The following is a 19,618-nucleotide window of genomic DNA, read 5'->3' as shown; positions in this document are numbered from 1 at the left end:
TCAGATGGTGGTGACGACGTCCTCGAGGTCGAGCCGGGGACTGCGCGCGAAGGACGCGTCCGGGCCGGGGCGGCCGATGTTGACGACGGCGAGCACGCGCTGGCCGGTGCCGGCGAACAGCTCCTGCTCCAGCCCGGCGGCGTCGAAGCCGGTCATCGGGCCGGCGGCGAGGCCGGCCGCCCGCACACCGAGGATGAAGTAGCCGACCTGCAGCGTCGCGTTCAGCCGGGCGGTGCGCTCGCGGGCCTCGTCGTCGGCGAAGGCGGCCTTGGCGCCCGGGAAGTGTGGGAACGTGCGGTGCAGGTGCTCGTGGAAGTCGGTGTCCGCGGTCAGCACGGCCACCAGCGGGGCGGCGCCGGTCTTGGCACGGTTGCCCTCGGCCATGTGGTCGAGCAGGCGGGCGCGGGCCTCGTCGCTGCGCACCAGGGTGACTCGCAGCGGCTGGCTGTTCATCGCGGTCGGCGCCCACCGGACCAGGTCGTAGATCGCCGCGACCTGCTCGTCGGTGACGGGTTCGTCGGTGAACGTGTTCGCGGTACGGGCCTTGCGGAACAACAGGTCCTGCGCGTCGGCGGACAGGACCAGGGTGTCGGTTGCGGTTGTCATGCTGGTTGAACGGTCAACTATTGAGCGTCATTCCGCGGTGCGGCTGAGACGGCGCTCACATCCACCGCGATCCAGACCGCGGCCGCGCGGGCCAGCAGCCGGGGCGCGGCGTCCGATCGCCCGAGGGCGTACAGCGCGGTCTCGGTCCAGGCCTTGCGCCCCTCCTGCCGCAGCACCCGGCCCATCACGACGTGCCGCTGCCCGGCCCGCGGTGCGGCGTCCAGGCGGGTCGTCATCGTGCCCAGCACCATCGGGCGCCCCGCCAGGTCGACCGACCACCCGCCCGGGCAGTCCAGCGCGGCCCAGGTCACCGGACCGCCGATGTCCGAGCCGTCCGAGCCGTCCGGCGTCCAGGTGCACGCGGTCACGTCCGGCCGGTCGAGCAGCGGGCCGGGCCGCAGACCCAGCCCGTCGTCGCGAGCGGTGCCGCAGCTGAAGCACGTCGGGAACGGGTGGTCCGCGAGCCCTCGGTAGCGCGCCTCGGCGGCCGACGCGACCTCCCACGACACCGGCTCCGGCGCCGCCGCCGTGAACGGGCTCGGGACGGCGACCGCCGTCGCCACCGGCCCACGGGAGTCGGACGCCGTCACCGATCCCTCGCGCCCAGCGACCTGCATCGGGACGTCGAGCGGCGGGGGAGCGCTCAGCCGGACCTGGACGACGGGCGACGTGGACCCGAGGTCGGCAGCCGGCAGCATCGTGGCCAGCGCGCCGCAGGTCCAGCCGCCGTTGCCCGAGTGCGGCGGTCCGTTGAACCGGCTCGGCACGACGAGGTCGGGCAGCGCAGGCGTGGTCACGCAGTCAACCTAGCCGCGCACGTCGGCGTAGCGCCGCAGCGCCTCGGCCCGCTCCTCGCCGTGGTCGACGATCCGCTGCGGGTAGCCGCCGGTGTAGCCGTCGTCGGCCTTCCAGGGCTCGTGCGCGGCGGCGCCCGGCAGGTGCGCCAGCTCGGGCACCCACTGGCGGACGTACTCGCCGTCCGGGTCGAACCGCAGCCCCTGGGCGACCGGGTTGAACACCCGGAAGTACGGCGCGGCGTCCGTCCCGCTGCCGGCCACCCACTGCCAGCCGTGGTTGTTGCTGGCCAGGTCCCCGTCGCACAGCCAGCGCAGGAAGTGCCGGGCGCCGTGCTGCCACTCCACGTGCAGGTCCTTGACCAGGAAGCTCGCGGTCACCATCCGCACCCGGTTGTGCATCCACCCCGTCGCGAGCAGCTGGCGCATCCCGGCGTCCACCAGCGGGAACCCGGTGCGGCCCTCGCGCCAGGCGTCGACCGCCTCCTGGTCCGGGCGGTCGTACGCCATGGCGGCATAGCCGGGACGCAGGTACTCGCGGGCCGACCTCGGGTGGTGCCACAGGACGTCCGCGTAGAACTCGCGCCAGGCCAGCTCGGACCGGAAGGTCGCGGCGCCGCCCCCGCGCCGGCGGCTCAGGTCGGCGAGCAGCGTCCGCGGGTGGATCTCGCCGTACTTCAGGTGCGCGGACAGCCTCGAGGTCCCGGACAGGTCCGGGCGGTCCCGGGCGCTCGCGTAGTCGGCGAGCCCCTCGTCGCGGAAGGCCGCCCACCGCTCGTGCGCGGCGTGCTCGCCGACAGCGGGGAGCTGCACCCCGGCCAGGTCGGGGTCGTCGGGCAGCTCCTCGCTGGGCACGGTGCGGGCCCAGCGCAGCCCGGTCGGCGGCGGGCCGGCCGGGGCGGGCCAGCCGTGCTCGTGCCAGGCGCGGGAGAACGGGGTGAACACCTGGTACGGCGTGCCGTCGGCCTTGGTGACCGAGCCGGGGCCGACGGCGTACGGCGTGCCGGTGCGCACGAGGGGGACGTCCAGCGCGCCGGTGACGTCGTCGTCCCGGCGCCGCCCGTACGGGCCGCCGTCGGCGCTGACGTGCACGGACGACGCGCCCAGCTCGCGGACGACCTGCGGGACCACCTGGGACGGGTCGCCGTGCCGGACGACGAGCGCGCCGCCGGTGTCGGCGTCCAGGGAGCGCAGGGAGCGCAGCAGCCAGGCCCGCCGGGGCGCCCCAGCGGCGCGCAGCAGGGTGGGGTCCAGGACGAACAGGGGCAGGACCCGGCCGCCGTCGGCCGCCTGGGCGGCGGCGTGCAGGGCGGGGTGGTCGTGCAGGCGCAGGTCGCGGCGCAGCCACAGCACGGTGTCGGGCACCCGGCCACGCTAGGTCGAGGAGGCCGCCCGTGCCCGCTGCTGACGCGGTCGGGAATGACGGCGGGACCGCGTACGCTCAAGGCCGTGCGAACCACGAGGGAGACGGGGACGGCGTGAGCGATCTCATCGACACCACCGAGATGTACCTGCGGACGATCTTCGAGCTGGAGGAAGAGGGCATCGTCCCGCTGCGGGCGCGGATCGCCGAGCGCCTCAACCACAGCGGTCCCACCGTGTCCCAGACCGTGGCCCGGATGGAGCGGGCCGGGCTGCTGCACGTCAGCGGCGACCGGCACCTGGAGCTCAGCGCCGACGGGCGGGCCAAGGCCACCCGGGTGATGCGCAAGCACCGGCTGGCCGAGCGGCTGCTGGTCGACGTCATCGGTCTGGAGTGGGAGTACGTGCACGAGGAGGCCTGCCGCTGGGAGCACGTGATGAGCGAGCGGGTCGAGCTCAAGCTGCTGCAGATCCTGGACCACCCGACGGTATCTCCGTACGGCAACCCGATCCCGGGGCTGGACGAGCTGGGCGAGCTGGGCGAGGGCGAGCTGTTCCTCGGTGAGGGGCTGCGCCAGCTCACCGAGGTGGCCGGACCGGCCAGCGAGACGTTCGTGGTGCACCGGATCGGCGAGCCGGCCCAGGCCGACCCGACGGTGCTGTCGATGCTGCACGCCGCGGGGCTGCGGCCGGGGCGCACGGTGCACGTGCGGGTCGACGGCACCCACCTGATGGTCAACGCCGCGGACGGCGACGAGGTCGAGGTCCAGCACCAGATCGCCGAGCACGTGTTCGTCACCGCGTCCTGAGCGTCCTGAGCAGTCCGTTTTCGTGAGTTCCGGGCCGCCATGTGTCAGAGATCTGCCTGGCCCGCAACTTTTGGGTGAACGCGACGCGCCGACGGGGTGACAGACCCCACCCGGGCTGTGTAGGTTGGCACGTGCCTCCGGTCCCTGTCCGGAGGTCCTCAACGCGGACGCCGAGCTCTGCCACCGCGCGCGAGGAACGTTCGACACCGTCTGGCAGAGGCGGGGGAACCACTTGTGGTCGGCGCGGAAGCCATTCGCAGCCGACCTTGGGGTGAAGCCGGTACCGGCACGTGGGCCAGGGGGTCCAGGTGCAGGGACCGGCCGGGTGATAACTCTCCACCCGAACCCGACAGCTCACCTCGAAGGCGTCGGAGAGGCACCACCCTGTGACCATGACTTCTGCTGGGCGGCACCGCCAGCCCACGCCCGTCTCGCCCGTCCTCGCCGCCGTCCAGTCCTCTGGCCCGGCCGCCGTTGTCGCCAAGACCTCCGCGGTCCTGGCCGTCTCCGGTGGCCTCGTGGCCTCCCTGGGCCTGCAGGCGCACGCCGCGACCCCGGCCACTACCGACGCGTCGTCCAGCACCGCTGAGCCGGGCACCGCGACCCAGCTGTCGTCCGCCGTCCCCACGGCGTTCGTCGACGGCGTCGCGAAGGCCCCGTCCTTCGGCGACATCGGGTTCACCGCGAAGGCCAAGCCGAAGCCCAAGGCGAAGGCCAAGGCCGCCGTGCTGCAGGTGCGCGAGCGCACGACCCAGCGGGTCAGCCGCGACACCCAGCGCACCGCGATCGCCCCCGTGCACATCAAGGCGGGCGACCCCGGCTCGGCCGAGTTCGGTGCTGCGGTCCTGTCGATCGCCGCCCGCTACGCCGGCACCCCGTACCAGTACGGCGGCACCACCCCGGCCGGCTTCGACTGCTCGGGCTACACCCAGTACGTGTTCGCCCAGGTGGGCATCAACCTGCCCCGGACGTCGGACTCCCAGCGCGGCGCCACCACCCGGATCTCGCGCAGCGAGGCCGTCCCCGGAGACCTGGTGTTCTTCCCGGGTCACGTGGGCATCTACGCCGGCAACGGCATGATGTGGGACTCCCCGCGCACCGGCGAGTCGGTCACCAAGCGGGCCATCTACTCCAGCAGCGCCACGTTCGGCCGGGTCGGCTGACCAGCAGCCACGACCCGCCCCAGCGTCGAGCCCGGATCCGAGTGGATCCGGGCTCTCGCGTTTCCGATGCCCATATGTGCGTGACCGCACCACGTACGGGCGCTTACCCTGACGCGTGGGCCGTCAATCCGGGCGGACCCGTGGACGCCGACGTGTCCCGCATGCCAGCTGGGCCCCGCCGGCGAGAGAGGGGCGCGCCATGCGCACGCTCGTGCTCAACGCCGGCTACGAGCCGCTGTCCGTCGTCTCGTTCAAGCGGGCCGTCGTGCTCGTCCTCGCGGGGAAGGCCACCGTGCTGGCCGACACCGGCGAACCGATCCGCAGCCCCGGGTCGCTGCACCGCCACGGGGTGACACTGAGTACCCCCTCGGTCATCCTGCTGGTCCGCTACGTGCGGGCGCCGCGCCGCCGGGCGGTGGCGGTCAGCCGGCGCGGGGTGCTGCGCCGCGACGGGCAGCGCTGCGCCTACTGCCGCGGTCACGCAGCGACGGTCGACCACGTCCTGCCGCGCTCGCGGGGCGGCGCGGACACCTGGGAGAACCTCGTGGCCTGCTGCCTGCGCTGCAACGGCATCAAGGGCAACCGGACGCCGGACGAACTCGGCTGGCGCCTGCAGGTGCGCCCGCACGCGCCGGCCGGTCCGGTGTGGGCGCTGCGTGGGGCCGAGGCCGTGGACCCGCTGTGGGAGGAGTTCCTCGGCGTCGCGGCCTAGATCACACCAGGTCGGGGGAGTAACCGGGGCGCCCGGCGGCGTTGGCCCCAGCATGAGCGAAGCGCTGCAGGTCGAGATCTGGTCGGACGTGGTGTGCCCCTGGTGCTACATCGGCAAGCGCCGGTTCGAGGCCGCGGCGGTGACGTCCGGCGTCCCGGTCGAGGTCACCTGGCGGTCCTTCCAGCTGGACCCGACCGCGCCCCGGGTGTCGACCGAGGACGTCGCGACGCACCTGGGACGCAAGTACGGCGGCGGCCGCGAGAACGGGCTGGCGATGAACGCCCGGGTCAGCGAGGTCGCCGCCCAGGACGGGCTCGACTACCACCTGGACGACGCGAAGCTCGTGAACACCGTGGACGCGCACCGGCTGCTGCACCTGGCCCACGCCGAGGGCGCGCCGGGCGCTCAGGACGCGTTGAAGGAGCGGCTGCTGTCGGCCTACTTCGTCGAGACGCTCGACGTCGGGGACCACGAGGTGCTCGCGACGCTGGGCACCGACGTCGGGCTGCCGGCCGAGCGGGTGCGCGCGGTGCTCGCGTCGCAGGAGTTCGCCGCGGACGTCGACGCCGACGCCGCTGAGGCGGCCGCCCTGGGCGCGAACGGCGTGCCGTTCTTCGTGATCGACCGCAAGTACGGGGTGAGCGGCGCGCAGCCTGCCGAGCTGTTCGAGCAGGCGCTCAAGCAGGCCTGGGACGAGCGCCGGCCCGCGCTGGTCAGCCCGCTGGGCGTCGTCGCGTCCGACGCGTCGTCCGAGGCCGAGGTGTGCGGGCCCGAGGGCTGCTAGCGGATCGACGTGATGGACGCGAGGTAGCGCTCGACGATCGCGAGCTCGGCCAGGCTGAAGCCCTCGTGCACCTCGGCCATCTCCTTCATGATCTGGCCGTAGGCCTGCCCTACCTGGGCGTCCTCGAACGGCAGTGCGTGCACCAGCACCTTGCGCCGGTCGTCCGGGTCGGCCTCGCGGCGCACCATGCCCTTCGCCTCGAGTCGGTCGAGCACCCGGGTGGTGGTGCTGGACGGCAGCGCGGTGGCCGCGCTGACCTCGCCGGGCGTCATCGGCGAGCCCTGGCGCAGCAGGACACCGAAGGTCTGGAAGTCCACGACGTTGAGTCCGATCAGCCGCGCGATCCGCTCATTGGTGAGGACGGCCGCGGCGATCACCTCCTGCATGTGCAGGGCGATGCGCTCGGTGGCCTCGGCGCGCGGTGACGGACTGGACAACCTGGCCGCCCTTCCCTACGATCTCTCCACATCGGAAAGATTCCGATGTGGAGAAGTCCCTGAGTGGGACTTTCCCGCCTTCCAGGGTAACGCAGGCGAGAGGACGACGTGATGGGACGAAGCCGAGGGCTGGCGATCGGGGTGCTCATCTTCGCGTCCTTCATGGACCTGATGGACGCGACCATCGTCAACGTCGCCCTGCCGAGCCTGCAGGCCGACCTGCACGCCACACCCGCCGCGCTGGAGTGGACCGTCGGCGGCTACCTGCTGGCGTTCGCCGTGCTGCTGGTCACCGGAGGCCGGCTGGGCGACATCTACGGTCGGCAGCGGGTCTTCGTGGTGGGCGTGCTGGGCTTCACCGTCGGCTCGGCGCTGGCCTGCGTGGCGCCATCGCCCGAGGTGCTGGTCGGCGCCCGGGTCGTGCAGGGCGCCTTCGCCGCGCTGATGGTGCCGCAGGCCTTGTCCTCGGTGCAGGCGCTGTTCGCGCCGCGTGAGCGCGCGCCGATCTACGGGGTCATCGGTGGGGTCTCGGGGTTGTCCGCGGTGATCGGGCCGGTGCTCGGCGGCTGGATGATCAGCAGCGACGCGTTCGGCATCGGCTGGCGCAGCGTCTTCCTGATCAACCTGCCGATCGGGCTGGCTCTGGTGGTCCTGGCCCTGCGGTTCGTGCCGAACACCCGCTCCGAGCAGCCGCTGCGCCTCGACCTGGTGGGCGTCGTCCTGGCCAGTGCCGGGCTGCTGGGTGTGGTCTACCCGATCATCGAGGGCCGTCAGCTGGACTGGCCCGCCTGGATCTGGGCGATGGAAGCAGCTGGTCTCGGGCTGCTGGCGGTGTTCGTCGTCCAGCAGCGTCGCCGCGAGCGCGGCGACGGGTCGGCGCTGCTGCCGATGCACCTGTTCGTCAACCGCGGCTTCTCGGCCGGCCTGGTCACCCAGGCCACCTTCCAGGGCGCCATGGCGGCGTTCGCCCTCATCACCGTCATCTACCTGCAGACCGGGCTCGGCTTCACCGCGATGCACGCCGGGCTGACGCTGCTGCCGTTCAGCCTCGGCGCCTTCGTGGGCGTCGCCGTGGCCGTGCCGCTGGGGGTCAAGGTCGGCAAGCTGGTCATGGTCGCCGGCGGCGCGATGCAGTCCCTCGCCGTGGTCTGGACGCTGCTGGTGGTCCGGGCGCAGGCGGACGGGCTGCGCACCCTCGACGTGGTGCCCCCGCTGCTGCTCGCCGGGATCGGGCTCGGGCTGCTCGTGGTCCCGCTGATCGACGTCGCGCTGGCCACCGTGCCCACCGGCGACGCCGGCGCTGCCTCGGGCGCCTACGGCACCGTGCAGCAGGTCGGCGCAGCCCTGGGGGTGGCCGTCGTGGGCGTCGTGTTCTTCGGCGTGGTCGGGACGACGTACACCCCGGACTCGCTGCGCGACGCCATGCTCACGGCCGGCTTGGTGCCCGTGGTCGGCTACGCCGTCGCCGCGCTGGCCAGCCTGCTGCTGCCCGCGCGGGCAGACGTGCTGGCGCACGTGGAGGCGCAGGCCCGTGAGCTCGAGCTGGCCGCCTGAGGGGGCCGTGCGCGTCAGGCGGCGCCGACGTGCTCGGCGGACCACTCGGCGAGCGGCCGGACCTGACGCCAGGTCGCCTGCACGTGGTCGAGGGCCTGCGGAGTGGCCAGCCAGTCGGGCGTCCCGTACCGGTGGAACACCATCAGCGAGCGGTTGCGCATCAGGTCGAGGCGGGGGTGGTCCGCCGGGACGCCGCGGGGCCGGGTCTTGACCTGGTCGCCCTCGATGTCGAAGCCGTCGGCGCGCAGGCGGTCGACGAGTGCCGCCAGCTGCGCGCCGGTCGTGTCGTCGTCCACGGCTGCCCGGTACCGGGCGACCTGCTCGGCCGAGTGCGAGCGGAACCCGCCGCCGGCAAGCAACCCGTCGGCGTCCAGCTGCAGGTAGTAGCCGACCCCCGTGGTCGGACCGCCGAACGCGCCCTGGTGGGTCTTGTACGGCGACTTGTCCTGGGCGAAGCGGGTGTCCCGGTAGGGGCGGAACAGCTTGATGGCTCCGAACTCGTCCTCGAGGGCATCGGCGAGCGCCTCCAGCGGCGCGCGGACCTGCGACTCGTAGACGGTCTTGTGCGCCGTCCAGAACGCCTTGCTGTTGTCCGCCTCGAGCCGCGCGTAGAACTCGGTGGCCGCGGGGGAGATGCCGTCGAACGTCACGTCCCGATCCTGCACCCGCCGCTAGTCGTCGAACAGCTCGGACAGGAACGACTTCTTCTTCTTGCGGTACGGCTGCTGCTGGTAGCCCTGCTGCTGGTAGCCCTGCTGCTGGTAGCCCTGCTGCTGGACGGGCTGCGGCTGCGCCTGGTGCCAGCTGTTCTCGGCGGTGGCGAGCTGCTCGAGCTCACCCTTGTCCAGGAACAGGCCGCCGCAGCCGGTGCACTGGTCGACGAGGACGCGGTTGCGCTCGTAGGAACGCATCTCGCTCTGGCACTTCGGGCAGCTGAGGCTCATGTGCGGCTAACGGGCGGGCTTGACCCAAGGTTCCTCAGCCGGCGCGCCGCACCGTCAGTGACGGCGGGGTGGCCAGGCTCTGGGCGACCACGCAGTAGCGCTCGGTCAGGGTGCGCAGCTTCTCGAGCGCCTCGTCGTCCGCGTCGGTGTCGAGCTCGGCGACCAGCCGGATGTCCTGGACGCCGACCGGCGCCTCGCGCGAGACCCCGAGCGTGCCACGGGCGTCGAAGCGGCCCTGGGCGGCCAGGCTGGCTCCGCGGACCTGGATCCCGAGTGCCGTCGCCACGCTGCGCATCGTGACCCCGGCGCAGGCCAGCACGGCCTCGAGCAGCATGTCGCCCGAGCACGCGTCCTGGCCGTCGCCACCGGTCGCCTCGTGCAGTCCGGCGCGGGTCTCGCCGCTCCAGGTCTGCACGGTGCAGGTGATGCCGTCCTCGTCGAAGGTCGCGCTGGCGTGCAGCGGGGTGTCGGCGGTCGACGGGTCGTCGCGGTAGCGCTGCTTGAGCGGGGCCTGCAGCGTGCGCAGGGCATCGGCGTCCATGGTCGGGTCTCCCGGTCGTCGCTCACTGGTCAGAGATGGGGCACTCGGGCCAGCCTAGGTGGCCCGTCGGTGACCGGTGAGCGCGTCAGCCGTCGGCGAGGGCGAACGCGGGCGGGTACACGAGGTGCCCGCGGACCGTCGGGTCGTACGCGGTGAGCCGGTAGACCTGGCCGGCCTCGCGCGGCGCCCCGTCGGGCAGGTCGAGCGTGATGCCGAGCGGTCGGGAGTCCACGAAGCCGAACCGCCCGTAGTAGACCGGGGACCCCTCCAGGACGACGAGCGGCTCACCACGCGCCTCGCCGACCGCCAGCGCCGCCGGTACGAGGGCCGAGCCCACGCCACGCCGCTGGACGGCGGGGGCCACCGCGAGGGGCGACAGGCTCAGCACGCGGTGACGGACCTCGCCGTCCACCAGCGTCACGTAGCTGAGCATCACGTGCCCGACGACCTCGCCGTCCAGCCGGGCGACCAGTGACGCGTCCGGGACGAAGTTCGGCGAGACGCGGATGGCGTCCACCATGTCCGCGACGCCCTGGTGGTGGTCGAAGGCGGCCCGGACGACGGCGTGGATCTCGGCCTGGTCGTCGGGGCACTCGGGCTCGATCGTGATGTCCATCGCAGACCATCGTGGGCCCCACCGGCGCGGTTCGCGACCGAATTTCGACTGGTGCCCCCGACAGGAATCGAACCTGCGACACAGGGTTTAGGAAACCCTTGCTCTATCCCCTGAGCTACGGGGGCGGGGGTCGGCGCGCGGCGTCCGACGGTGACCATCCTGCCATCCCCGGCGACCGTTCCCTGCAGCGGCGGGATCGGCGGCGAAGACGGCCCGCAGGCTGGGCAGGACCCGCAGCGCGGCGGCGGTCCGCGTCAAGGGTCCGCGCAGCACCAGCCAGCCGAGCCCGCTGACCGCGCCACCGAGCAGCAGCCCGGCCACGACGTCCCACGGGTAGTGCGCCCCGACGTAGACGCGGGTGAAGGCCATCAGGACGGCGAGCACCGCCGCGGCGAGTCCCAGCCGCCGGGAGACCAGCCACAGGCCCAGGACGACGGCGCCGGCCATGGTCGCGTGGTCGGAGGGGAACGAGAAGTCGCTGGTGCGCGCGGCCAGGCGCAGCCACTGGGGATGCGTCACGTACGGCCGGTTCTCGGCCACGGCGCGTCCGATCGGCTGGTTGACCGCGACGGCCAGCAGGGTGCCGAGGGGCGCCCACCCCGCCGCGGCCAGCACCTGCGGCCCGCGGTGCCGGGAAACGACCACCCCGGCGACCAGCGGCGCCGCGAAGAGCAGCACGCCGTAGGAGGCGAAGGCCAGGGCCGGTCCGTGCAGCCAACCGGTGTGCCGGGCGAAGTCGTTGACCGCGACGGCCAACCGGTCGTCGAGGTGTCGCAGGGTGTCCATCCGGGCAGCCTGCGCCCCGATTCTCAGACGTCTCTGGGAGCCGCCGCCGGCCCAGTCCCGCCGTTTGCCTGTCGCCGGGCCACCGGAAGCGGGACCATGAGCAAGATCGCAGGGCTAGCGGTCCTGCGCGCGACAGGTGCGGTGGTGCACATGTGGGCGATTCGCGGGCGCGTCCTGGCGATGTCCGACCATCCCGACGTCCCCTCCGCGCGCTCCGGCGCGTTCAGCGGCACCGTGTGGCTGCAGGACGACGGGCGGATCGCGGCGGTCACGTCGTCGCGGCAGCGGGCGCCCGACGGCTTCGCCGACGCGAAGGTCGTCGACGTCGGCCACTCGCTGGTCCTGCCCGGCCTCATCGACCTGCACAACCACCTGGCCTACAACACGTTGCCGCTGTGGACCGAGCCGAAGCAGACCACCCCGTTCCTGCACCACAACTCGTGGACCCGGGCGCCGACCTACTCGGCGTCCACCACCTGGCCGGCGTACGCGCTGATCACCGCGTGCCCGGCCGAGCTGCTGGCCTACGTGGAGACCAAGGCGATCATCGGCGGCACCACGACCATCCAGGGGTCGCCGCCGATGAACCGCCCGCGGGACGGCTGGCTCGTCCGAAACGTCGAGGACGAGACCTTCGGCACCGGAGACGACGACCGCATCTACGCGAGCGTGCTGACCGACAAGCCGGCCGCGCTGGCCACCCGGGCGCAGCGGATGCGGAAGGGCTCCGCCTTCATCTACCACTGCTCCGAGGGCCAGCCGGGCTCGGTGGTGGCGAAGGAGTTCGTGGACGCCGAGCGCGCCGGCTGCCTGCAGGCGCGATTCGTCGCGGTGCACGCCAACGCCGCCGACCCCGCGCGGTTCAAGGCGTGGCGGGCCAAGGCTGGCGCCATCGCCTGGTCGCCGTTCTCGAACCTGTGGCTGTACGGCAGGACCACCGATGTGCCTGCGGCGCAACGGGAGCGGATCACCGTCTGCCTGGGCTCGGACTGGGCGCCCTCGGGCACCAAGCACGTCCTCGGTGAGGTTAAGGTCGCCCGCCTGGTCAGCGACGACCTGGGGTGGGGACTGAGCGACGAGCAGCTGGTCGCGATGATGACGTCCTCGCCGGGGGACGTGCTGGCCCGGGCGTGGCGCCGCCAGCTGGGGCGGTTGCAGCCCGAGGCGATCGGTGACGTCCTCGTCCTCAGGGCCGGCGCCCGGGCGAACCCGTACGCCGCGGTGGTCGGCGCGACCGAGCGCGACGTCGAGCTCGTCGTCGTGGCCGGGCAGGCCCGGTACGGGACCCCGGCGCTGATGGCGGAGGCGACCAGCCAGCCGGTCACGACCATCTCCGTTGCGGGACAAGACCGTTCGCTGCAGCTCACGCACGCGGACGACACCGCCACCCGCTGGCAGTGGGCGGACGTCGTGGCTCGGATCGAGCAGGTGCGCGCCGACCCCAAGGGCGAGATCGAGAAGGCGCAGACCACGATCGGCGCCTTCGCCGGGCGGCTCGACCAGGACGAGGCGCCGCTGCGGCTGGCTCTGGACATGCCGACCGGGCTGGGTCCGGTCGGCGGGCTGCCCAAGGACCTGGGCGACGTGCACGTGCCGGCACTGGAGTCGCTCACCCACGACGCGGAGTGGCTGAAGGGCCTGGTGGGCAAGGGCTTCCACGGTGGCCTGCTGGACGACCTGTCCCGGTACTACCCGACGCGAGGGGGCTGAGGTGGCGAGCAAGTGGGGCAAGCGCCTGGACGTCTCGTCCACCCTCCGTGGTCGATCGCTGACCCAGGAGCTGGCCGGCCAGGACGACGACGGCCGGCTGGACGGCGGTGAGCGGCAGGCGGTGCTGGACACCCTGATCGCCGTGCTGGGTGGCGCCTACGCGCACCTTCCGGGCAAGCGGGCCGCGTACGCGATCGACCCGGTGCACGAGCTGGAGCTGTTGCGCCGCAGGGCCTCCGACCTCAGCGACGCGGAGTTCCACCTCGCCGTCACCGGGGTCGTCACCCGGCTGCGGGACGCGCACACCCGGTACATCGGGCCGAGCAGCCTGCGCGGCCAGGTGGCCGCCCTGCCCTTCCTGGTCGAGCAGTTCGGCCCGGACGACGACCCGCAGTACCTGGTCACCAAGACGGCCGGCGCGGTCCCGGGCGACCCGACGTTCGAGCCGGGCGTGCGCCTGGAGTGGTGGAACGGCATCCCGTTCGCCCGGGCGGTGGAGCTCTACGCCGACCGGGAGACCGGTGGGCGGCCCGACTCGCGCCGGGCCAGGGCGTTGGAGAGCCTGACGTTCCGCTCGCTCGACTACGGTCCGCCGCCGGACGAGCACTGGGTCGTCCTCGGGTACCGGACGCGACGGGGCGCCAAGCGCGAGCTGACCATCCCGTGGCGGATGCTCGCGCCCGGAAAGGCGGCGACTGCCGCGAAGCCGGGGTCGCGGGCCCAGACCAAGCAGGCCGCGGACCCCGCGGCCGAGGCTGTGCGACGCGCCAAGAAACAGCTCTTCGCCCCGACCCTGTGGGCCAGCGAGGATGACGAGCAGCCGGTTCCGCCACCGTCGCGGGCGCTGCGCGCCGGCCGGTCGCGGGCCCCGCTGACCACCACCTTCCAGGACACGCTGGCCGCCCAGGCGCTCACGTCCGACCTCGGGTACCTGCGCATCTGGTCCTTCGACGTGGACGACGACGACGCGTTCCTCGACGAGGCGGCCCGGCTGCTGGGCCTGCTGCCGCAGCAGCGCCTCATCGTGGACCTCCGCGGCAACCCTGGTGGTCTGGTCTGGGCCGCGGAGCGGATGCTGCAGCTGTTCGCCGACCACCCGCCCGAGCACCCGATCGTGCCGACCCGGTTCCAGCTCGTCGCGTCGCCGTTGACCCGACAGCTCGCTGCGAGCCCGTTCAACCGGCTGGAGCTGCAGGCGTGGAGCGAGTCGCTGGAGGACGCCGTGTCGACCGGCGAGCAGTACGCCCAGCCGCTACCGCTCACCGACCCGTCGTGGTGCAACGACCGGCCGCGCGCGTACCCCGGGCAGGCCGTCGCGGTGGTGGACGCGAACACCTACTCCTCCGGTGACCTGTTCTCGGCGGGTTGGGTGGACAACGAGGTCGGCCCGCTCGTCTGCGTCGGTCAGGCGACCGGCGCCGGTGGGGCCAACGTGTGGACCAGCAACCAGCTGCGCGATGCGCTGACCGGGACGGACCACCAGTTCGACCCGCTGCCCGCCGACGTCGGCTTCACGGTGGCGATCCGCCGCGCCATCCGGTCCGGGCTGTCCGACGGCATCCCCATCGAGGACCTGGGGATCAGTGGGATCCCGTACGCCATGACCCGGGACGACCTGCTGCACGAGAACCGGGACCTGTACGCGTTCTGCGCCGACGTCCTGGCCCAGACCTGACCGGCCGAAAGCTGACCTACCAACCAGGAGGCACTCCATGGTCGAGTTCGACCCCGGCCCGCCGAAGGCGGTCGCCAAGCACCTGATGGCCGTGCCGTCGTACGCGCCGCACCGTGAGCTGTTCTGGTACGACTGGGGACCGGTGTTCTACCGCGGCCGGTTGGACCGGTCCGCCAAGCTCCTCTGCATCGCCTCCGATCCCGGCCCTACGGAGCGCATCGCCGGCCGCACCCTGGTGGGCGACGCGGGCCAACGGGTGCAGGGCTTCCTGACCAAGGTCGGGCTGACCCACAGCTACGTCCTGGTCAACGCGTTCGCGTACGCACTGCTGCCGTCCAAGGCCAGCAAGGGCACTCCCATCCTGAGCGAGCCGGCGCACCTGGCCTGGCGCAACACGCTGCTGGGCAAGATCATCGGGCCGCAGCTGCAGGCGGTCGTGGCCTTCGGCGGGCAGGCGCAGGCCGCGGTCGCCCTGTGGGACGACCGGCCCGACGTGCCGCTCTTTGAGGTCGCGCACCCCTCGAGCCGTAACGCCGACGCGCTGGTCGCCGGTTGGCGGGCCGCCATCACCGCGCTTCGTGGCATCGTCACCCCGGACGACGACGGTGACGCGACCGGCCCCAACTACGGCAGCAGCGTCGCGGAGGTCGACTACGCGCCGGTCCCCGCGCGCGACCTGCCGTTCGGGGTGCCACCGTGGCTGGGGAACGACCACGTCGGCCGGACCACCAAACCCAAGCACCGCAACTGCTGCGAGCGCCTGTCGGGTGACCTCATGCACACGCTGGTCTGGCGGGCGCCGACGAACCAGCCCTGAGCCGCGCCCTCAGACCTGGGCGGCGAGGCGGACGATCGCCGCGACGGACCGGTCGACGTCCTGCTCGGTCGTGCCGTAGTTCGACACCGAGATCCGCATGAACCGTCGGCCCCGCCAGGTGGTGCCGCCCATCCAGCAGGTGCCGTCCTGCTGCACGGCGGCCGTCACCGCGTCGGTGCGCTCGTCGTCCCCGAAGGAGACCAGCACCTGGTTGAGGACGACGTCGTTCGCGATCTCGAACCCTTGTGCCGCAAGGGAATCGGCGAAGCGTCCCGCCAGTGCGCAACAGCGGTCCACCAGCTCGGCCACGCCGCTCGCGCCGAGCTCGCGGATCGCGGCCCAGACGGCGAACCCGCGACCGCGCCGCGAGGACTCGGCGGTGAAGTCCGCGCCGACGGGCAGCACCCCGGAGCCGACGAGGTAGGCGGCGGTGTACGACATGGCGGCCGCGTGCACGTCCGGGCGGGACACCATCGCGAAGGCCGAGTCGTAGGGCACGTTGAGCCACTTGTGGGCGTCGCAGCCCCAGGAGTCGGCGAGCTCGACGCCGTCGACCAGGTGCCGAAGCCCGGGGCTGGCGGCGGCCCACAACCCGAAGGCGCCGTCGACGTGCACCCAGCCTCCGCGCGCGTGCACCAGGTCGCAGGCGGCACGCAGGTCGTCGCACGCGCCGGTGTTCACGTTGCCGGCCTGCAGGCAGACGATGAGCGGCTGGTCCGGCTCCCCCTGAGCCAGCAGGGTCTCCAGGTGCCGGACGTCGATCGCGCCGTTGCCGTCGGCGTCGACGGCCTCGACCAGGTCGGAGCCGAAACCCAGCAGCCGCAACGACCGGTCGACCGTCGCGTGCCGCTCCTGCGAGGCCAGCACCCGCACGGCCGGCGCTCCGATCAGGCCCCGGCGCTCAACGTCCCACCCGGCCTGGGCCAGGACGTGGTGCCGTGCCGCCGAGAGCCCGACGGTGTTGGCGGCCTGGGCGCCGGTGACGAAGCCGACGGACGCGCCGTCCGGGACGCCGAGCAGCTGCTTCACCCACGACCCGGCCGCGTGCTCCACCGCCATGGCCGCTGGGGAGGTGGCCGCGTTGAACGCCACCGCGTCCCAGCCGGTGGCGAGCATGTCCGCCGCCGTGGCCGCAGGCAACGCGCCGCCGATGACGAACCCGAAGAACCGCGTCCCGGCGGTCGCGACCAGTCCCGGCTGCACGGCCGCGGCCAGCTCGTCGACGACCTCCGCGGCGTCGGTCGGCCCGGCCGGCAGGGGTCCGCCGACGGCGGCGGCGAGCGTCTCGACGTCCGAGCTCGCGATCACCCGCCGCTCGGCCAGGCCGGCTCGGTACTGGCTGGTGATGTCGGCGACGCGGTGCAGCAACGCGTGGAAGTCGTCCATGTCGAGACCGTACCCTCGGCGCCCTCGATGCCCCGTCGGTACGGTTCCGCTAGGAAGTCGGGGCGGCAGCAGCGAGAGGTGGGCGCGTGGGTGTCTGGACGGCGGTCTTCTGGGGCGCTTTCTCGTCCGCCTCGCTGTACCTGGGCCAGGCGTTGGCCCGCCCGCTCACCGGGAAGAACAAGATCACCGGGCTGGTGATGGGGTTCGGGGCCGGCACCTTGCTCAGCGCGGTCGCGTACGAGCTCGTCCCGGAGTCCATCCTGGAGAAGGGCCCCTGGGTCGCGGTGTCGCTCCTGGTCGGCGCCCTGGCGTACTACGTCGGGGACCGCCTGGTGGACCAGGGCGGCGGGTCGGACCGCTCGTCGATCGACTCCGCGGCCAGCGGGTCCTCGGGGGCGGCGATGTTCGTCGGGGCTCTGCTGGACGGCATCCCCGAGGCGTTCATCCTCGGCTCGACCATCGCGCTCGGCGGCGGCATCAGCATCGCCTTCGTCGCGGCCGTGTTCGTCTCGAACATCCCGCAGGGTGTGGCCGGGACGACGAGCCTGCAGGACGCCGGGTACTCCTCGGGGCGCATCTTCCGGATGTGGACGGCGCTCACGGTCGCCTGTGCCGTGGTGGCCGTGCTGGGCTTCGTCGTGTCGACGTCGATGGGCAGCAGCGGGGTCTACGCCCAGGCGTTCGCCGGGGGAGCGGTGCTCACGATGCTGGCCGACTCGATGATGCCGGAGGCGTTCCAGCACGGTGGGGACAGCGTCGGCCTCGTCACCGTGCTCGGGTTCCTCGTCGCCGGGGCGCTGACGGTCGTCCAGTGAGGACGCTCAGGCGCGGTGGCGGTGCAGCTCGCGGATGGTGGTGACGGCGAGGGCCAGCACCACCAGGTTGAACGCGATGTTCAGGCACACGATGGCGCGGGCGGCCTGGCCGCTGGCGGTGATGTCGCCGAAGCCGACGGTGGAGACCGTCGACATGGTGAAGTAGAGCGCGTCCAACCGGGTGTGCAGGCTGCCACTCATCTGCCCGGGGTCGTTGACGGCGAGGCTGTAGTAGGTGCCGGAGAAGAACAGCACGGCGATCCACATGGCCGTCGCCAGGCCGCGCAGCTGCGCGGCGCCACGACCGCGGCCGCTGCGGTAGCGGGTGACCTGCCACAGGACCAGGGCCCCGGCCGCGATCAGTCCGAAGGTGAACGCGAACGCGACGAGGAAGCCGTTGGACGGCTGCATCGTCCGCCACGGCAGCACGGCATAGAGAACCGACACCAGGATGAGCGCCGCCAGCGTGCCCACCCAGCTCCAGCTCTGCCTGTTCATGGCGAACAGTGGACCACGCCGCCGGAAGACCCGCCATCACCCGACCTGGGTGGGTCGGCGTAGCGTCCGCCAAGGGGGCGACCGTGACATCTCGGGAGAAGGAGAACGCATGCCGCACACCGCAGCCGACACCATCTGGGCCGGCACGACCACGATCACCGGGGACGGCGGTGACGAGCTCGAGGCGTACGCGGCCGGCCGGATGGGCGAGGGATCCCGGGGCGGCGTGGTCGTCATCCACCACCTGCCCGGCTACGACGCCGCGACGAAGGAGATGACCCGGCGGTTCGCCGTCATGGGCTACGACGCGATCTGCCCGAACCTCTACTTCCGTGAGGCTCCCGGCGCCGACCCGGACGACGCCGCCGCCACCGTGCGGGCGCTCGGCGGGGTGCCCGACGAACGCCTGGTCGGCGACGTCGCCGGGGCCGCCGCCGCGCTGCGGGCGCTGCCGTCGTCCAACCAGAAGGTGGCCGTGATCGGCCACTGCAGCGGTGGGCGGCACGCCTTCCTCGCCGCCACCAGCCTGCCGCTGCAGGCGGCCGTGGACTGCTACGGCGCGTTCGTCGTCGGAGAACCGCCGGCGGGTTCGACCCTGAAGGCCCGCCCGCTCGTGGGCCGTGCCGCGCAGCTCGCCTGCCCGTTGCTCGGGCTCTTCGGCACGGAGGACGCCTACCCCTCGCCCGAGCAGGTCGAAGAGCTCGCGAAGGCGTTGCGGGACAACGACAAACGGCACGAGTTCCACTCGTTCGACGACGCCGGTCACGCCTTCTTCGCCGTCGACCGTCCCGGCTACCGCCAGCACGCCGCGACGCAGGGCTGGCGGATCATCGAGGACTTCTTCGCCCGGACCCTGGCCTGAGGAGGCAGCGCATGTGCACCTACGAGACGTTCACGGTCGACGTGCAGGGCTGCGGCAAGGGAGCAACGGGCTGGTTCGACGCGACGCTCGCCTCGGTGTCGTTCGACCACCCCGTGCGCGCCCAGGCCGAGCACACGCTCAACATCGACGTGCTGGCGCCGGCGCTCGGCCCGTCCGCGCGGGTCGCGCTCGAGCTCACCGCCGAGTCGGCCCGGGCGCTCGCTGCGGCCATCACCCAGGCACTGGACGCCGCGCCCGCCGCCCTGCTGGAGGACGCCTCGCTCAGGGGCGCGTGACCGAGCCGTTCAGCCGGCCGAGCAGCTCACCGAGCGAGCGCAGGTCCGCGCCCGACCAGCTGCTCAGGTGCGAGCGGAGGATGGCGGCCCGGCGGTCGATGTCGTCGGCGCAGCGTCGCCGTCCCTCGTCGGTGACGGTGAGCAGCTGCGCCCGGCCGTCGACGGGGTGCGGCGTCCGGGCGATCAACCCGAGCTGCTCGAGCTGGGCCACCTGCCGGCTGATCGCGGCCTTGTCCAGGCCGAACGACTCCGCCAGCCCGCGGGCCAGCGTCGGGCCCTCCTGGACGAGGTGGAACAAGATCGCGTAGCCCGAGGACTGCAGGTCCGGGTGGACGAAGGTCGCGGCCTCGCGGATCGAGCGGCGGGCGTGCGAGATGAGCACGCCCAGCTCGAGCTGGATCCGGCGCACGTCCTCGTCCGTAGCCCGGCTGCTGGGCCTGGTCTCGCTCAT

Annotated in this window: 23 protein-coding genes, 1 tRNA gene and 1 riboswitch; of the genes, 11 read left to right on the top strand and 13 right to left on the bottom strand. The window is 72.9% G+C overall.

Annotated features, from left to right (window positions below):
* The 3 genes from ABEB17_RS17655 to ABEB17_RS17645 are packed head-to-tail and all read right to left on the bottom strand — an operon-like array spanning position 1 to position 2,765.
* A complete protein-coding gene (locus ABEB17_RS17655) occupies positions 1–606 on the bottom strand; it encodes a malonic semialdehyde reductase (RefSeq protein ID WP_345718063.1) in 606 nt (201 codons plus the stop codon).
* 17 nt (positions 607–623) lie between these two features.
* Entirely contained in the window at positions 624–1,403 is a 780-nt protein-coding gene (locus tag ABEB17_RS17650) for a hypothetical protein (protein WP_345718062.1), read from the bottom strand.
* 9 nt (positions 1,404–1,412) lie between these two features.
* Positions 1,413–2,765, bottom strand: coding sequence for a cryptochrome/photolyase family protein (locus ABEB17_RS17645; RefSeq protein ID WP_345718061.1), 1,353 nt, complete (start codon positions 2,763–2,765; stop codon positions 1,413–1,415).
* Positions 2,766–2,878: 113 nt separating this feature from the next.
* Between ABEB17_RS17645 and ABEB17_RS17640 the strand changes: the two genes are divergently transcribed.
* The 4 genes from ABEB17_RS17640 to ABEB17_RS17625 all read left to right on the top strand — a co-directional run bounded on the left by ABEB17_RS17640 (position 2,879) and on the right by ABEB17_RS17625 (position 6,230).
* Positions 2,879–3,571 carry an iron-dependent transcriptional repressor DtxR gene (locus tag ABEB17_RS17640; protein ID WP_345718060.1) on the top strand — a complete coding sequence of 231 codons (693 nt, stop codon included), beginning with the start codon at positions 2,879–2,881 and terminating at the stop codon, positions 3,569–3,571.
* A 194-nt stretch (positions 3,572–3,765) separates the two neighbouring features.
* Positions 3,766–3,954, top strand: a riboswitch (cyclic di-AMP (ydaO/yuaA leader).
* Between the two features lie 9 nt (positions 3,955–3,963).
* Positions 3,964–4,734: a C40 family peptidase gene (locus tag ABEB17_RS17635; RefSeq protein ID WP_345718059.1), complete on the top strand. Its 771-nt coding sequence runs from the start codon at positions 3,964–3,966 to the stop codon at positions 4,732–4,734.
* Between the two features lie 199 nt (positions 4,735–4,933).
* Positions 4,934–5,446 (top strand): HNH endonuclease, encoded by a 513-nt coding sequence (locus tag ABEB17_RS17630; RefSeq protein WP_345718058.1) that lies wholly within the window; start codon positions 4,934–4,936, stop codon positions 5,444–5,446.
* Between the two features lie 52 nt (positions 5,447–5,498).
* Positions 5,499–6,230: a DsbA family oxidoreductase gene (locus tag ABEB17_RS17625; RefSeq protein WP_345718057.1), complete on the top strand. Its 732-nt coding sequence runs from the start codon at positions 5,499–5,501 to the stop codon at positions 6,228–6,230.
* On the opposite strand, the gene ABEB17_RS17620 is transcribed toward ABEB17_RS17625, so the two are convergent.
* The gene (locus tag ABEB17_RS17620) at positions 6,227–6,667 is read right to left on the bottom strand and encodes a MarR family winged helix-turn-helix transcriptional regulator (protein ID WP_345718056.1); all 441 of its coding nucleotides are present in this window, start codon (positions 6,665–6,667) and stop codon (positions 6,227–6,229) included. The genes ABEB17_RS17625 and ABEB17_RS17620 overlap by 4 nt on opposite strands.
* Positions 6,668–6,778: 111 nt before the next feature.
* Here ABEB17_RS17620 and ABEB17_RS17615 point away from each other — a divergent pair, with 111 nt between their 5' ends.
* Entirely contained in the window at positions 6,779–8,221 is a 1,443-nt protein-coding gene (locus tag ABEB17_RS17615; RefSeq protein WP_345718055.1) for an MFS transporter, read from the top strand.
* Positions 8,222–8,235: 14 nt separating this feature from the next.
* Here ABEB17_RS17615 and ABEB17_RS17610 read toward each other — a convergent pair whose 3' ends face one another.
* The 6 genes from ABEB17_RS17610 to ABEB17_RS17585 all read right to left on the bottom strand — a co-directional run bounded on the left by ABEB17_RS17610 (position 8,236) and on the right by ABEB17_RS17585 (position 11,108).
* Positions 8,236–8,871, bottom strand: coding sequence for a DUF2461 domain-containing protein (locus ABEB17_RS17610; protein WP_345718054.1), 636 nt, complete (start codon positions 8,869–8,871; stop codon positions 8,236–8,238).
* Positions 8,872–8,892: 21 nt separating this feature from the next.
* Positions 8,893–9,165, bottom strand: a complete 273-nt coding sequence (locus tag ABEB17_RS20030) for a TFIIB-type zinc ribbon-containing protein (protein WP_378226975.1) — start codon at positions 9,163–9,165, stop codon at positions 8,893–8,895.
* Between the two features lie 34 nt (positions 9,166–9,199).
* Positions 9,200–9,706 (bottom strand): OsmC family protein, encoded by a 507-nt coding sequence (locus tag ABEB17_RS17600; RefSeq protein ID WP_345718053.1) that lies wholly within the window; start codon positions 9,704–9,706, stop codon positions 9,200–9,202.
* 85 nt (positions 9,707–9,791) lie between these two features.
* Complete coding sequence (locus tag ABEB17_RS17595; protein WP_345718052.1) at positions 9,792–10,322, bottom strand: GNAT family N-acetyltransferase; 531 nt, start codon at positions 10,320–10,322, stop codon at positions 9,792–9,794.
* Between the two features lie 49 nt (positions 10,323–10,371).
* Positions 10,372–10,447 (bottom strand) — tRNA-Arg (locus tag ABEB17_RS17590).
* The gene (locus ABEB17_RS17585) at positions 10,410–11,108 is read right to left on the bottom strand and encodes a phosphatase PAP2 family protein (RefSeq protein WP_345718494.1); all 699 of its coding nucleotides are present in this window, start codon (positions 11,106–11,108) and stop codon (positions 10,410–10,412) included. The genes ABEB17_RS17590 and ABEB17_RS17585 overlap by 38 nt, the downstream gene beginning before the upstream one ends.
* Positions 11,109–11,204: 96 nt before the next feature.
* Here ABEB17_RS17585 and ABEB17_RS17580 point away from each other — a divergent pair, with 96 nt between their 5' ends.
* From ABEB17_RS17580 to ABEB17_RS17570, 3 genes are read left to right on the top strand one after another with little or no spacing between them, the layout of a single operon-like run.
* Positions 11,205–12,818 carry an amidohydrolase family protein gene (locus tag ABEB17_RS17580; RefSeq protein ID WP_345718051.1) on the top strand — a complete coding sequence of 538 codons (1,614 nt, stop codon included), beginning with the start codon at positions 11,205–11,207 and terminating at the stop codon, positions 12,816–12,818.
* 1 nt (position 12,819) lies between these two features.
* Entirely contained in the window at positions 12,820–14,493 is a 1,674-nt protein-coding gene (locus ABEB17_RS17575; protein ID WP_345718050.1) for a S41 family peptidase, read from the top strand.
* Positions 14,494–14,530: 37 nt separating this feature from the next.
* Entirely contained in the window at positions 14,531–15,310 is a 780-nt protein-coding gene (locus ABEB17_RS17570; RefSeq protein ID WP_345718049.1) for a uracil-DNA glycosylase family protein, read from the top strand.
* 9 nt (positions 15,311–15,319) lie between these two features.
* On the opposite strand, the gene ABEB17_RS17565 is transcribed toward ABEB17_RS17570, so the two are convergent.
* Positions 15,320–16,696 (bottom strand): pyridoxal phosphate-dependent decarboxylase family protein, encoded by a 1,377-nt coding sequence (locus ABEB17_RS17565; protein ID WP_345718048.1) that lies wholly within the window; start codon positions 16,694–16,696, stop codon positions 15,320–15,322.
* Positions 16,697–16,782: 86 nt separating this feature from the next.
* Between ABEB17_RS17565 and ABEB17_RS17560 the strand changes: the two genes are divergently transcribed.
* Positions 16,783–17,511 carry a ZIP family metal transporter gene (locus ABEB17_RS17560; RefSeq protein WP_345718047.1) on the top strand — a complete coding sequence of 243 codons (729 nt, stop codon included), beginning with the start codon at positions 16,783–16,785 and terminating at the stop codon, positions 17,509–17,511.
* A gap of 6 nt (positions 17,512–17,517) precedes the next feature.
* On the opposite strand, the gene ABEB17_RS17555 is transcribed toward ABEB17_RS17560, so the two are convergent.
* Entirely contained in the window at positions 17,518–18,009 is a 492-nt protein-coding gene (locus ABEB17_RS17555; protein ID WP_345718046.1) for a potassium channel family protein, read from the bottom strand.
* A gap of 109 nt (positions 18,010–18,118) precedes the next feature.
* Between ABEB17_RS17555 and ABEB17_RS17550 the strand changes: the two genes are divergently transcribed.
* Both ABEB17_RS17550 and ABEB17_RS17545 read left to right on the top strand, forming a co-directional pair.
* Positions 18,119–18,871, top strand: coding sequence for a dienelactone hydrolase family protein (locus ABEB17_RS17550; protein ID WP_345718045.1), 753 nt, complete (start codon positions 18,119–18,121; stop codon positions 18,869–18,871).
* A gap of 11 nt (positions 18,872–18,882) precedes the next feature.
* Positions 18,883–19,167, top strand: coding sequence for a DUF6295 family protein (locus ABEB17_RS17545; protein WP_345718044.1), 285 nt, complete (start codon positions 18,883–18,885; stop codon positions 19,165–19,167).
* Here ABEB17_RS17545 and ABEB17_RS17540 read toward each other — a convergent pair.
* Positions 19,154–19,618 carry a MarR family winged helix-turn-helix transcriptional regulator gene (locus ABEB17_RS17540; RefSeq protein WP_345718043.1) on the bottom strand — a complete coding sequence of 155 codons (465 nt, stop codon included), beginning with the start codon at positions 19,616–19,618 and terminating at the stop codon, positions 19,154–19,156. The genes ABEB17_RS17545 and ABEB17_RS17540 overlap by 14 nt on opposite strands.

The sequence above is a fragment of the Angustibacter luteus genome, from assembly GCF_039541115.1.
Lineage (GTDB): Bacteria > Actinomycetota > Actinomycetes > Actinomycetales > Angustibacteraceae > Angustibacter > Angustibacter luteus.
The sequence above is the reverse complement of the archived record's forward strand: the minus strand, read 5'-3'. Positions and strand labels throughout refer to the sequence as shown.